This is a genomic window from Agarivorans sp. QJM3NY_30 (assembly GCF_050870855.2).
Lineage (GTDB): Bacteria > Pseudomonadota > Gammaproteobacteria > Enterobacterales > Celerinatantimonadaceae > Agarivorans.
On the sequence record NZ_CP194038.2, the window covers coordinates 4,679,757 to 4,693,843 of the forward strand.

12 protein-coding genes are annotated in these 14,087 nt (G+C 45.8%); 7 read left to right on the forward strand and 5 right to left on the reverse strand.

From position 1 onward, the window contains the following. Nucleotides 1-6: 6 nt before the first annotated feature. Entirely contained in the window at nucleotides 7-573 is a 567-nt protein-coding gene (locus tag ACRRSX_RS21310) for a TetR/AcrR family transcriptional regulator (RefSeq protein ID WP_432455596.1), read from the reverse strand. 177 nt (nucleotides 574-750) lie between these two features. On the opposite strand from ACRRSX_RS21310, the gene rep reads away from it, so the two are divergent. Next, nucleotides 751-2,769 carry a DNA helicase Rep gene (gene rep / locus ACRRSX_RS21315; protein ID WP_432455595.1) on the forward strand — a complete coding sequence of 673 codons (2,019 nt, stop codon included), beginning with the start codon at nucleotides 751-753 and terminating at the stop codon, nucleotides 2,767-2,769. A 207-nt stretch (nucleotides 2,770-2,976) separates the two neighbouring features. Then, nucleotides 2,977-4,077: a phosphotransferase gene (locus ACRRSX_RS21320; protein WP_432455594.1), complete on the forward strand. Its 1,101-nt coding sequence runs from the start codon at nucleotides 2,977-2,979 to the stop codon at nucleotides 4,075-4,077. 17 nt (nucleotides 4,078-4,094) lie between these two features. On the opposite strand, the gene ACRRSX_RS21325 is transcribed toward ACRRSX_RS21320, so the two are convergent. Beyond that, nucleotides 4,095-4,814: a substrate-binding periplasmic protein gene (locus ACRRSX_RS21325; protein WP_432455593.1), complete on the reverse strand. Its 720-nt coding sequence runs from the start codon at nucleotides 4,812-4,814 to the stop codon at nucleotides 4,095-4,097. Between the two features lie 300 nt (nucleotides 4,815-5,114). Here ACRRSX_RS21325 and ACRRSX_RS21330 point away from each other — a divergent pair, with 300 nt between their 5' ends. Beyond that, a complete protein-coding gene (locus tag ACRRSX_RS21330) occupies nucleotides 5,115-6,305 on the forward strand; it encodes an ROK family protein (protein WP_432455592.1) in 1,191 nt (396 codons plus the stop codon). A 62-nt stretch (nucleotides 6,306-6,367) separates the two neighbouring features. On the opposite strand, the gene ACRRSX_RS21335 is transcribed toward ACRRSX_RS21330, so the two are convergent. Genes ACRRSX_RS21335 through ACRRSX_RS21345 form a run of 3 tightly spaced genes read right to left on the reverse strand, consistent with a single transcriptional unit; the run spans nucleotide 6,368 to nucleotide 7,562 of the window. Then, nucleotides 6,368-6,790 carry a DUF6691 family protein gene (locus ACRRSX_RS21335; RefSeq protein ID WP_432455591.1) on the reverse strand — a complete coding sequence of 141 codons (423 nt, stop codon included), beginning with the start codon at nucleotides 6,788-6,790 and terminating at the stop codon, nucleotides 6,368-6,370. Then, nucleotides 6,783-7,211, reverse strand: a complete 429-nt coding sequence (locus ACRRSX_RS21340; protein ID WP_432455590.1) for a YeeE/YedE family protein — start codon at nucleotides 7,209-7,211, stop codon at nucleotides 6,783-6,785. Before ACRRSX_RS21340 ends, ACRRSX_RS21335 begins: the two co-directional genes overlap by 8 nt. Before the next feature lie 54 nt (nucleotides 7,212-7,265). Beyond that, on the reverse strand, nucleotides 7,266-7,562 hold the full coding sequence (locus ACRRSX_RS21345) for an ArsR/SmtB family transcription factor (RefSeq protein WP_432455589.1): 297 nt from the start codon (nucleotides 7,560-7,562) through the stop codon (nucleotides 7,266-7,268). A gap of 137 nt (nucleotides 7,563-7,699) precedes the next feature. Here ACRRSX_RS21345 and ACRRSX_RS21350 point away from each other — a divergent pair, with 137 nt between their 5' ends. The 4 genes from ACRRSX_RS21350 to ACRRSX_RS21365 all read left to right on the forward strand — a co-directional run bounded on the left by ACRRSX_RS21350 (nucleotide 7,700) and on the right by ACRRSX_RS21365 (nucleotide 13,916). Next, nucleotides 7,700-7,885, forward strand: coding sequence for a YgaP family membrane protein (locus ACRRSX_RS21350; protein ID WP_432455588.1), 186 nt, complete (start codon nucleotides 7,700-7,702; stop codon nucleotides 7,883-7,885). Between the two features lie 86 nt (nucleotides 7,886-7,971). Next, nucleotides 7,972-9,660 (forward strand): FAD-dependent oxidoreductase, encoded by a 1,689-nt coding sequence (locus ACRRSX_RS21355; RefSeq protein ID WP_432455587.1) that lies wholly within the window; start codon nucleotides 7,972-7,974, stop codon nucleotides 9,658-9,660. A gap of 54 nt (nucleotides 9,661-9,714) precedes the next feature. Continuing rightward, a complete protein-coding gene (locus ACRRSX_RS21360; protein ID WP_432455586.1) occupies nucleotides 9,715-10,737 on the forward strand; it encodes an efflux RND transporter periplasmic adaptor subunit in 1,023 nt (340 codons plus the stop codon). 2 nt (nucleotides 10,738-10,739) lie between these two features. Next, nucleotides 10,740-13,916, forward strand: coding sequence for an efflux RND transporter permease subunit (locus tag ACRRSX_RS21365; RefSeq protein ID WP_432455585.1), 3,177 nt, complete (start codon nucleotides 10,740-10,742; stop codon nucleotides 13,914-13,916). Nucleotides 13,917-14,087 lie beyond the last annotated feature (171 nt).

The following is a 14,087-nucleotide window of genomic DNA, read 5'->3' on the forward strand; positions in this document are numbered from 1 at the left end:
CAGTCACTAAGGATGTAAAATAATAGCGTCCCAGCTAGCTAATTGAGCAGCATCCATATTTTGCTCACTAAATTGCACTTGCCGAAGCATCATAAAACGACAGATTTCATTAATTTGACCAAAGGCCAAAGCGTATAACAACTCTCCAGGTAAAGGTTTAAAGTAGCCTTGTTCGACACCTGAACTTAAAAAATGTTTCACCGGCTGAAACAAATCTTCAACCAATTGTTGATGACGATGACCCCTGGGTAAGGTCTCTAAGTGAACCCATAAACGATGTATCGTTGGATTCAGCTTATGATAATTTAGCGCATTTCGCCAAAGACGACGATGCTGACCCAGCAAGTCAGACTCATCTTCAACCCCCGCAACAAAAGCCTCGGCATACAAACGTAAGTTACGTTCATGCAGTTCAGCCATCAGGGTTTCTTTATTTTTGAAGTATAAATAAATCGTTCCGGTAGCCACCCCCGCCTGCTTTGCCACGCGATGGATAGAACAAGCGTCAACCCCAGAGCGACTAATTAAGACGCCAGCTGCGCTCAAAATACGCACACGTTTATCACTAGTCATAAAATGAACACTGATTCATAAAGTCGAAAAGTATAAAACAATGAACAATTTAATCAATGAATATGTGTTCAGTTCACAGTTTTTTCGTTCTCAATTCTAAAAACCACACGAACAGCAGCATAGATTGCCTTACGTCAATCAGCTAAAATAGTCGGCCAATTATTGAAGGACCTCCTTGTGAAGTTAAACCCCGCTCAATCAAAAGCTGTCAGTTATGTCTCGGGCCCCTGTTTAGTATTAGCTGGCGCAGGTAGCGGAAAAACACGAGTCATTACCAACAAAATTGCCCATTTAATTCAAAACTGTGGCTATAAGCCGAAACACATTGCAGCGGTGACATTCACCAATAAAGCGGCGAGAGAGATGAAGGAGCGAGTGGGGCAGACCCTAGGGCGCAAAGAAAGCCGCGGCTTACGAGTGTCGACTTTTCATACCTTAGGTTTAGATATTATTCGTCGTGAATATAAAAGTTTAAAACTAAAACCCAACTTCTCGCTATTTGATGATCAAGACCAAATGTCTTTACTCAAAGAGTTAACGGAACAACAGCTAGAAGGCGATAAAGATTTACTTAAACAACTGATTACCAGCATTTCCAACTGGAAAAATGACCTCATTTTGCCCACTCAGGCGCTACGCCACGCGCAAGGTGAACAACAGCAATTATTTGCCAGTCTATATGAAACTTACCAACGCCAACTCACCGCTTATAATGCCTTGGATTTTGATGACTTAATTTTAATGCCAACTCTGCTACTCACCCACGATTCAGCAGTTCGCCAACGTTGGCAAGACAGCATTCAATACCTACTGGTAGATGAGTACCAAGATACCAATACCAGCCAGTATCAACTGGTCAAGCTACTCGCCGGCAGCCGGGCTTGTTTTACCGTGGTTGGAGATGATGACCAAAGCATTTATTCTTGGCGCGGTGCACAACCGAAAAACTTGATGCAACTGCAAACCGACTTCCCGGCATTACAGGTCATCAAGTTAGAGCAAAACTATCGTTCAACTCAGCGGATCCTAAAATGTGCCAATATTCTGATCGAAAATAACGAACATATATTTGATAAAACCTTATTCTCCGAACTCGATTATGGTGAAGCGGTCAAAATATTGTTCGCCAAGAACGAAGAGCAAGAAGCTGAGCGTGTGGTCGCCGAATTAATCGGCCATCGCTTTATGAATGGTGCCAGCCATAAAGACTACGCTATTCTCTATCGAGGCAATCACCAGTCACGCTTATTAGAAAAGGTTCTGATGAACAACCGCGTGCCCTACAAAATTAGTGGTGGCACGTCATTTTTCTCTCGCGCCGAAATCAAAGATATCATGGCCTACCTACGCGTTTTAGTAAATCAGGAAGATGACAATGCCTTGCTGCGAGTGATTAATACCCCCCGCCGTGAAATTGGCCCAAGCACCTTGGAAAAAGTAGGCAGCTTTGCCAACCAGCAACAAATCAGTTTGTTTGCTGCAGCCAAACATTCTGAAATGGAAGGCATTTTACCCACCCGAGCACTCAAATCTGTCGGCCAGTTCAGCCACTGGTTACTCAGCCTCGCACAGCGGGTAGAACAGGGAGATGCACTGCAAGCGGTGCGTGATTTAATCCGTGATATTCACTACGAAGACTTCCTTTACGAAACCAGTCCCAGCCCTAAAGCCGCAGAAATGCGGATGAAAAACGTGTCTGAGCTGTTTCGCTGGGTGAGCGGAATGTTAGAAGGAGATGACGACAACGAGGCGATGAACCTGCCGCAAGTTGTGAATCGCCTAATGTTACGAGACATGATGGAACGAGGCGAAGACGATGAAGAAAGTGATCAAGTGCAATTGATGACCTTACATGCCTCAAAAGGTTTGGAATTTCCTTATGTTTACTTAATCGGAATGGAAGAAGGTCTGCTCCCCCACCAAAGCAGTATCGATGAGGAAAATGTTGATGAAGAGCGGCGCCTAGCTTATGTGGGGATCACTCGAGCGCAACGAGAACTCACCTTTACCTTAACCAAAGAACGCCGTCAGTTTGGTGAATTAATTAAGCCTGAGCCAAGCCGCTTTCTCTATGAATTACCTCAAAACGATCTCATTTGGGAACAAAGACGCCAAAAAGAAAGTGTAGAGCAACGCCAAGAAAAAGGCTCAATTGGTATTGCGGCACTTCGTGCAGCGCTAAACAAAGATAAATAAATCTTTATTTTTTAATCAATTAAAGGTCACTTATTGGACAAACCTCAAGCCTAAATTAGGTCGTAGATGTGATCCCAAGCGAATAATTTCTGCTGCTAGTGGAAGTTCTGTGACCGAAAAGGTTTTCATCTCTAAATTTTACCTTACTTGCTTCTGCGATCGGCATAGACTCAGCAAATTAGGATCAATGGATGTGAGGTCAATACGATGAACCCACTCGTGAAGCAACGCCAACAGACGCAGTTAAACTTTCAGCAGGGTGAAGCAAACATTATTGTTGGGCAAGCAGAGGCCTGCCCATTGCCCGTCGAAGAGTTAGCAAGCTTAAGGCTTGATTCCCCCTATGTCGTCGAAACCTTTGAAGACGGCTTAACCGCCATTGTGCTCCACTTGTATATTCATGGCCGTCACTACAATCTAAAGCGAAAGCGAGCGCAGGCTTTAGTGCATAATGTGGATGGTGAAACTTCATTTTTAAATGAAGTGCAACGCCGCCGAGACATCCAAGCCTTAAAAGATTCCCCCCGAACCGCTAAAGCTTTTGCACCTCTGGTAAGTACGCTCTACGCAAATTATCGGCTGGGATTCATTTTATCACCGTGGATCGACGGTAAACCTCTCGCCAGTTTTAGCCGGGAGATATTCCGTCAGATATTTGCCACGCTGTTCGCTCTGGAGCAAGCAGGTCTGATGGAATGGGATCTATGCCCAGGGAATATTTTATACGATGGCCGTAATATTCACTTATTCGATTTTGGCTATATGTATGCTTATAACCCCCTCGAACACTACAATAGTGACGGTCTCGCCTCACCCGCTTTTCATGCGGCAGAACGTCTAGAAACCCGTAACGTATTCGGTTACTTATTGCGTTATCAGGATGTGATGAGCCCAGCCGATCAACTGGCGCTATTTCGTGAATTGAAGGAAACCGCTCTCGACAGCTATACCCAAAAGCTCATTTGGCTAAAGCAAAACTACGCACAACCGCTTATTATTCAATGGCAAACTGAAATTATCGAGCGCTGGGAATATGCCTTAGATAACGAACGCTCCTTAAAAAACTTATTTATTAGCGAAAGTTTTCGCTCGCATTGTCTTGATATTGCCGATGACATTCACGGTAAGAGCTGCACGACAATGACCTTAAAGCGGATCGACAAAGTCATTACCATGTTAGCGACGGTGTTTCTGCAACTAGAAAACAACGGTGCCTTACTATTCGATAATGCTACACTCAGCCAAATCGAATTGATCAAAAAATATCAAGCTTATCGGCATTTAGCGAAGCAGTACCAACAGTCATAGCAGATCCAATGAAATGCTCAGCGCTCTGCTGGTTTACTGTTAGTTTTTTTGCAAATTTGCAAATGTTGATTAAAAGCAGCCATAAACCCAGGATGCTCTGCCAACCAAGTGTGACTGATATACACACCGATCGGTATGTATTTCATTAATTGGCTATATAACTTCTGACGAATATGCTGATCCGATAGCTCTTGCTGATATACATCTTCTGGTGCTAATACCGAATCGATACGCCCACGATCTAACATTTCAAACAAAATATGGTAGTTATAACGTGATTTAATATGAGGAAACTGCTGATCTAACAACCAGCGGTGCATCGCCGAACCATGCAATACACCCACCGTTAATTGTCTTATTTGAGCATCATTCATCGTTGGCAAGTGTTCATTGAGACCATATAACATCCGTCTGGCATAGGCAACTGGCTGACTAAACGCCGCCACCGCACTCCTTGCCGAAGTTTCACTTGCGATAAAAAACATGTCCATCAATCCCAGCTCCAGCTGCTGTTCAGCGCGAGACACTGGACGAACAGTCACCGAATAAGGTTGATTAAGAGAATTTAAAGTGCAATAAACCAAATCGACAGATGAACCACTAAGCCGTTGGTCTTCCAACACAGTGTAAGGGGGCAATACATGGGTGACCACCCGTAATTCATCAGCCAACAAGCAAGGGGTTAGATTCAAAAGAATAAGACTGAGCCATAACCGCAGCCAAACATAAAATTGCAAACAGCCTCCAATCTAAATCCAACAGGTCGTGGTTAAACTATAGCCAAGTCCCAGCAAACAACTAAATCTTGGCAGTCAAGTTATCTTTTCTAGCTGTCTACCCGTCGTTTAATACACAAGCGACAATTGGAGCAATTCGCTGCAGATTTTCTACAGCGAAGTCCACAATGAAAGATAGCCAGCAACTGACCCTTTGTATTGAATGCGTGACTCAATTAACAATTCGCTAAAATTTGCTGACGAGTTAATAGATAAGTGACTATTTTTAATACATAAATTATTATTGCAGGCCATCATTGCATGAAGAAAGTGACTGAAACTGAGTTGATCCGAGCCGCTAACCGTCGAGATATTTTGCGGACACTTCGCCAACATCAGGAACTAGCAAGAGTTGATATAGGTTCTTACAGTAAGCTAAGTCCAGCGACCATCACCGCAATTACTGCCGAATTACTTCAACAAGGTTTACTCAGCGAACAAAGAAGCGAATTAGATCCATCCGCAAGCCGGGGTCGCCCCAAAGTTAAACTAAAAATTGTAAGTGATGCTGCTTTTTATATTGGTCTTAAGCTATCCATCAATGAAATCCGACTATTCCTCGGTGACGCAACTGGAAAAATTGTTGGGCAAACAAAGTTGAATCCAGCCACTCTAGAATTCAATCAAATACAACTTCTTAACTGGTTGCATGATGTGGTTGAAGACTTCATTCAACAACAAGGTCTCGACCGCAGTAAGATCCGTGGACTCGGCATTGCTCAGCAAGGCGTCGTAAGAAGTGATGCTCGGGGAATTTTATGGAGCCCAGCGGTATGTGGTGAACATCCACAACTACTCGATCAACTCGAACAACGCTTGGAACTCCCTGTTTTTATGGCAAATGACGCCTATTGCTTAGCCGTTGCCATCAAGAATCAAGAGCAATACCGAGCAACAGATAACTTAGTTGCTATTCAACTCGGCTACGGGGTTGGCATGGGACTAATTGTGAACAATCCAAGCTATCAACCATCGATGATCGCTTCAACGGAATTTGGCCACACCAAATTCAGTCTCAATGGGCCACAATGCCGTTGCGGTAAACGCGGCTGTATCGAGGCTTACCTAGGCGATTACGCCATCTATCGAGATGCTTGCGCTATCTATAAATTACCACAAGATGATTTACTCCATCCTAGCGAACAACAAATGCAGCATTTAAATCAGTTAGCCAGCAATCCCAATGAGCCCATGACCCAAATATTTAATCAAGCAGGCATGGTGTTAGGTCTAGGTTTAGCCAATATCATGGCACTATTTAACCCACAGAAAATTGTTATCTCTGGCCCTGGGATCAGAGCATTTAGCCACATGCAAAGCGCCATGAATAACACTTTAGAAGCCAGTGTATTGCCTTATCATCATGTTGAAAACGTGGTTGAAACTTGCAATTGGAATGAAGACTTATCGGGGCTAGGGATCATTGCCATCATTCAGCAACACACCGACTAATCCCGCTCACCGAGCAAGCCATAAGAGGAAGCCCTGCTTCCTCCTGGTTTCTGGTTTCTGGTTTAAGTCTTAGCAAAAATCCACTGACTCGCGTAATGGCCAAACAACATGCTGGCAATAAACCAATAAATCATCATATCTCCACGTAACAGACCCGCGACAGCAGGACCCGGACAGATACCAACCATGCCCCAGCCAATACCAAATAACACGGAGCCTACAACCAGACGCCCAGTAATCGCTTGTTTAACCGATACACAGCGATACTCATCGCCATTTATAGCCAGCCGGCGAGGCTTGATAATTAAATGGTAAAAAGGAATGAAGACCAGCAAAGCACCGCCAATCACAAAGGCTAAACTCGGATCCCAAGCGCCAAATATATCTAAAAAATTAAGCACCTTATTCGGGTCAACCATTTGCGATATATTCATCCCCAGACCAAATAATAAACCGGTGACTAAACCCACGATAACTTTATACATGGACGAGTCCAAAATGGGCATTCAAGCCCACCACCAACACCGCAGTAAACATAAATATCGATGTGGCTAAAATAGACCGAGTGGAAAATCGGCCAATCCCACAGATCCCATGGCCACTTGTACAGCCATTAGCCAATTGTGTCCCCACGCCCACCGCCAAGCCAGCGATAATGGTCCAAGCCAAGGAATAATTAGGCAGCATCGGTAAACTCACCCCCAATGGCTGGGTAATCAATACGCTGACAGCCATCGCTGCAATGAAAGCAACCCGCCATGGCCATTCACTCTTAGCCGCGCCAAAAATGCCACCTAATACACCGCTAATCCCTGCAGTTCTACCCGTCAACAGTAATAACAAAGACGCAGACAGGCCCAATAACATGCCCCCCAACAGGGCGCTCCAAGGGGTAAAGTGACTCATAAATAACTCCAAGAAAAGAATAGAAAATGATGGCTGTAGGTGGGCTGTTAAAAATTAACCGCAGAAATTTTGTCGTAAACTACTAAGTAACTGCTTAATCCGAGGATCGGCTAAAGAGTAATAAACATTTTGAGACTCTTTACGCACCGACACCAACTGACTTTCTCTTAATACCTTTAAATGTTGAGAAAACGCAGACTGACTATTTTGACTATATTGGCGTAGTTCTGTCACCCCCATTTCACCATCACTAAGCAAACAAAGTACGACTAGGCGATCGGGATGAGCAATCGTTTTAAGCAACTCACTGACTAATAAAACATTGTTACGTAGCGCCAATACATCTTGCATAGTTCCCCCTATCAACATGGCGAAATTATACAAAAACACCTTATTTAGTCAAATCTAATTTAGAATATTTTAATTTAGACAGTTGCGAATTAGATAAAGCTAATATAAAGTTACTACAGTTTTTCAGGAGGTCGATTATGTCTTTAGAAAATGTGGTTCGGATTTTTGCTGGCAGTATGGTGTTGTGCTCACTGCTATTAACTTACTGGGTTCATCCTAACTTTGTTTGGTTTACCGTATTCATCGGAGTGAACCTAATCCAAAGTGCAGTGACTGGCTTTTGCCCAGCGGCAATGGTGTTTAAACGTCTAGGTTTTAAATAAACGGCGTTTGATATTTATCAATTTAGTCTTGAGTTTCAAGAGCGGTATTTGCCGATACCGCTATAGTTTAATTTTTGGAGAGAGTTATGCGTAAGATTGTTATTGTGGGGGGAGTTGCAGGCGGAGCTTCAGCTGCAGCGAGGGCGCGGCGTTTAAGTGAAAGCGCTGAAATTATTATGTTGGAACGCGGCCCCTATATTTCTTTTGCAAACTGTGGCCTGCCCTATCATATTGGTGGCGACATCGAACAACGTGATGCGCTGTTATTGCAAACTCCCGCAAGCTTTAAAGCCCGCTTCAATGTTGATGTCAGAGTGATGCATGAAGTACTGAGCATTGACCGAGAACACAAAACGGTAACGATCCGCGACTTACTGACTCAGCAAGATTATCAAGAAAGTTACGATGCTCTGGTGCTTAGTCCAGGAGCAGCACCAATTGTCCCCCCATTACCCGGTATTGATAATCAGCGCACCTTTTCACTGCGCAATATTCCTGATATGGACAAAATCATCGCCAGTATCGATATCAATCAACCCAAACATGCCACCGTAGTTGGCGGTGGCTTTATTGGCATCGAAATGGCTGAAGCATTGGTGCAACGTGGAATCAATACCAGCCTGATTGAACTCTCTTCTCAGATCATGGCACCGGTCGACCCAGAAATGGCCAGCCCACTTCACCAAGAGCTACGCCATCACGGTGTTGATTTACATTTAGGCGTCGCCTTAGAAGCGGTATTCCCCCCCGCGGCGGAACAAAAAGAAGAGCTGGCAAACCTCAATTCCGACGCGCTTTCTTTGCGCCTCAGCAATGGTGAGATGCTCGAAACAGAACTCCTCATCATGGCTATCGGGGTAAAACCAGAAACGAGCTTAGCCAAGCTTGCAGGGCTTGAGTTAGGAAAGCTCGGCGGGATTCAAGTGAATAGCCAACTACAAACTTCCGACCCATCTATTTATGCGGTGGGAGATGCCATTGAAGACCCTGAATTTGTCACCGGAGATGCCGCATTAATCCCACTTGCGGGGCCAGCGAATCGTCAAGGACGAATGGTTGCAAATAACATCTTTGGAGCCAACGAGCACTACCAACGCAGTCAGGGTACGGCTATCTGTAAAGTCTTCGATTTAGCCGTGGCCTCCACCGGCTTAAATGAAAAAAGCTTGCAAGCTAAGGGGCTTGAGTATCAAAAAGTATACCTGCACGCAGCAAGCCACGCCGGCTATTATCCGGGTGCTCAGCCAATAAATTTAAAACTATTATTTCATCCTCAAAGTGGCTTGATCTATGGCGCACAAGCGATAGGTAAAGAGGGGATCGACAAGCGAATTGATATCCTTGCGGTCGCCCAGCGAGCCGGTATGACCGTCTTCGACTTACAGCACCTTGAGCTAACTTATGCGCCACCTTTTGGCAGCGCGAAGGATATCATTAACCAAGCAGGCTTTGTCGCAGCGAATAGTATTGAAGGGCATACCCACCTTTGTCATAGCGATGAAATCAACCAAGCCTCCGAGCAACAACTTATCTTAGACGTGCGCAATCCCAACGAATTAGAGCAACTCGGTACGATCCCCGGAGCAATCAATATTCCAGTGGATCAACTTCGTGAACGCATTGATGAGCTCCCGAAAGACAAGGAAATACTCATTTATTGCATGGTTGGTTTACGTGGCAACGTTGCCTATCGTCAATTAGCCAATCTTGGTTTTAAGGCCAAAAATCTTACCGGAGGCTATAAAACTTGGCTCGCAGAGCAAGCTTGTCTTTAGCAGACTAGGACTATGGCGCTAGTACTAGCGCCTTCTTTACAAGGGAGATGTCAGATGCAAAGCTTAGCCACTGTTTTTTTCACCGGACTGCTAACGTTTGCAGCCAACACTGTTGATGCCGCTCCTGCAGACCTAGAAACGGTTACGGTCAGCTCGGCAATGACCCCCATTCATGTTGAACTCGACGCGGTCATCGAAGCTGTCGATGCGGCAACCTTAGCAGCACAGACCTCGGGGCGAGTATTAAGCCTTTATTATGATGTGAATGATTTTGTCGAGAAAGACGCCATCATTCTCGAAATCACCAGCACTCAGCAATCAGCCGCCTACGCCGCGGCGAACGCCCAACTCAGCAGTGCCATTGCGCAAAACAACGAAGCGCAACGCCAATGGTTACGCCTGCAAAAGCTCTATCCCCAAGGCGCGGTCTCTAAGGGTCAACTGGATCTGGCCGAAACAGAGGCAAAGGCAGCAACCAGTGCGGTAAAAGCCGCCAAGGCCGCCCTAGTACAAGCAAAAGAAACGCTTGATTACACCGTTGTTAAAGCACCTTTCTCTGGCGTTGTAACCGAACGCCATGTGCAATTGGGTGAGACAATTTCACAAGGCCAAGCACTTTATTCTGGCTACTCACTCGAACATATGCGTGCGGTGGCCAATGTGCCACAGCGTTATTTAGATGTGATTAATAATCAAACCTTGTTCTCGCTGATTATCGATGGACAAAATCCAATACAGTCCAAGGACTTTATTCTGTTTAGCCACGCCGATCAACAATCTCACACGTTCAAGATCCGGCTTAATCTACCCGCTGAACGCGCCAACATTTATCCCGGTAGCTGGGCGAAGTTAAGTTTTAGTTACGGCTGGCGAGAGCAAATCTGGATCCCTCAGTCTGCGGTATTACAGCTCAATGAACTCAGTGCGGTCTATTTAAAGACTGCCAAGGGCTTTAGCCTGAACCAAGTTCGCCTTGGAGAACGCAAACAACAACAGGTACAAGTGCTTTCTGGCTTACAAGAAAATGACCAAATCGCACTATCGGCTTACCAAGCGATGTTAGATGGGGAGCAGTAGTCATGGGAATTGCAGGACGCATTGGCGAGCGCTTCTTAAACTCACCGATTACCCCTTTATTAGCCTTAATTGGTCTATTACTTGGAATATTTTCGGTACTGATCACCCCCAAAGAAGAAGAACCACAAATTGATGTGACCTTTGCTGATGTCTATATTCCCTTCCCCGGAGCAAGTCCCAAAGAAGTCGAGAATTTAGTTACGCTACCAGCAGAAAAAATCATCTCCGAGCTGAATGGTATCGATACTCTGTATTCATTCTCACAACCTAATGGTGCGATGATTATTGTGGTGTTTGATGTCGGTGTAAAACGCAATGACGCCATCGTAAACTTATACAACCAAATCTATGCAAACTTAGACAAGCTCCCCAGTGGTGCGGGCGTCGGACAACCCTTAATTAAACCCAGAGCAATTGACGATGTGCCCATCGTAAGCCTGTCCTTATGGGATGAGAGTCTCACACTGAGTCCCTTCGACCTAACTAAAATCGCTCGCACTTTAGAAACTGAATTAAAACGGATCCCCGGCACCAAAGATGTCTACACCTTAGGTGAGCAAGCGACGGTCGCTTCAATCCGAGTTGATCCAGTGAAACTCAACGCCTATGGGGTCGAATTTGACCAGATCGCCCAGCAGTTACAAAGCAATAACCAACAATCAGGATTAGCCGATCTGATCCAAGATAACCGAGTCATCAAGGTGCAAAGCGGGCAATTCTTACGATCCGCCAGCGAATTAGAGAACTTGGTGATAGCAACCCACAATCAAAAACCGGTATTCTTGGCTGATGTTGCCAGCATCAAGGTTGGAGCTGAATTACCCAGTCAAAGCGTGTGGCTGGTCAACCAGCAAGGTAAATTTCCTTCCGTCACGATTGCTATCGCCAAACAAGCGGGTGAAAACGCGGTACAACTGGCGGAACGTATCGAACAACGGCTAAGCCAACTGGATAATGTACTCATTCCACATCAGGTGAAACACCAACTGAGCCGTAATTATGGCGCCACTGCCGCTGACAAAGCCAATACTCTGATTGGCAAACTGGTGTTTGCCACAATCGCCGTTGTACTGTTGGTGCTGCTGGCCATGGGCTGGCGAGAAGCTATTGTGGTGGGGATCGCGATTGTCATCACCCTCGCGATGACTTTATTTGCTTCCTGGGCTTGGGGCTTTACCCTTAATCGGGTCTCTCTCTTTGCACTGATTTTTTCCATCGGCATTCTAGTCGATGACGCAATTGTGGTGGTCGAAAACATCCACCGACATATGCGGCTGGCAGCCAAGCATGCCGAACCCGCCAAGCTAAGCCAAATTATCCCTCAAGCGGTAGATGAAGTGGGTGGGCCAACTATTTTGGCAACGTTTACCGTGATTGCCGCACTGCTTCCGATGGCCTTTGTTTCCGGTTTGATGGGGCCCTACATGAGCCCCATTCCAATTAATGCCAGCCTTGGCATGTTAATCTCTTTGTCGGTGGCCTTTATCCTGTCACCTTGGCTAAGCGCTAAACTACTCAAAAATACCCCTGATCATCCAGCCGAATCGAGCCAAGGCTCGAAATTACACCGTTTATTCGAACAACTAATGCGGCCGTTTCTAGACCCTCACCGAGGCGGCAAGAACCGGATCTGGTTGTGGTTAGTCGTACTATTGATGATTATTGCCGCCGTCGCCTTACCCATTAATAAATTGGTGGTTATGAAAATGCTTCCCTTCGACAACAAGTCAGAGTTTCAGGTGATGGTTGATCTACCTGAAGGGCGCAGTTTAGAGCAAAATCAAAGACTTCTCTTTGAGCTGAGCGATTACTTACTCACCATCCCCGAAGTTGCTGACTTACAACTATATGCCGGCACCACCGCCCCGATTAACTTCAATGGCTTAGTCCGTCACTACTTTACACGCAGTAGCCAAGAGCTCGGTGATATCCAGGTAAACTTAGTTGATAAAGCCCATCGGCAACGTGATAGTCACAGTATTGCCAGTTCGGTGCGACAACAACTGCAAGCGATCGGCGCCCCCTATCAGGCCAACATCAAAATCGTTGAAGTCCCGCCAGGGCCACCAGTTTGGTCACCAATTGTGGCAGAGGTCTATGGCCCCAGCGATGAAATACGCCAACAAGCCGCAAGTGCTTTAATGCAGCATTTTCATCATACCAACGACATCGTTGATATCGACATCATGCAACCCAGCCCACAAACTCAATGGCGAATTACGATTGATCGTAGTAAGAGTGCTCAGCTTGGGATTAGCTATGGGAACATTGTTACCCTCATTACCACCGCGATTGGCGGAAAAGATGTCAGCTTCTTACATCGAGAACAACAACTCTATCCGGTCCCGATCCGCTTACAGCTGGCAGAAAAAGACAAGTTTGATTTAGAGCAGCTGCTCAATTTACGACTGCATAACCCACAAGGCGATGCGATCCCCCTGAGTGAATTGGTAAGCATCAATCAAGGCAGCACTAACCTGCCGATTATGCATAAAAACGCCATTCCTATGATTATGGTCGTTGCCGACATGGCTGGTGATTTAGACAGTCCCTTATACGGCATGTTTGAGATGGCCTTCAGTGCCAAAGATGCCGGCTTGCCTTTTGCGCAACACTATATCGACCAACCTGATGGGCTGAGCGAGATTGCCATTTTATGGGATGGTGAATGGAAAATAACCTACGAAACTTTCCGCGACATGGGACTCGCCTATGCGGTGGGGATGATCATGATTTACCTATTAGTGGTTGCCCAGTTTCGTTCTTATTTGGTCCCCTTGATCATCATGGCTCCGATCCCGTTAACCATCATCGGGGTCATGCCGGGACACGCCCTATTAGGCGCCCAGTTCACTGCCACATCGATGATCGGTATGATAGCCCTCGCGGGGATCATTGTGCGTAACTCTATTTTGCTGGTGGATTTTATCAATCAGCAGGCAAGCGCTGGTATACCTTTTTCCAAAGCCGTAATAAGTTCGGGGGCGGTACGAGCCAAACCCATCGTGTTAACCGGACTAGCCGCGATGATCGGGGCTTTATTCATCCTCGATGACCCAATCTTTAATGGCTTAGCCATCAGCCTTATCTTTGGAATTCTGGTTTCTACGCTACTGACCTTAGTGGTTATACCAGTATTATATTTTGCCTTAATGCGTAAGCACTATCCTCAAGGATAATCACAATCCGTGGATGCCCGCTATCGCCTGCTTACAATCTTAAGATCGGGCCTATCTGGATCTGCAAAGGTGGGCCTGTTTCATTCATCCTGCAGTGTGCGGCAATGATGCACGGACGCCACCGAAGCGCGGAGCCTGACTCGCTTCGCTCTCACAAAGCCCTATGTGGTG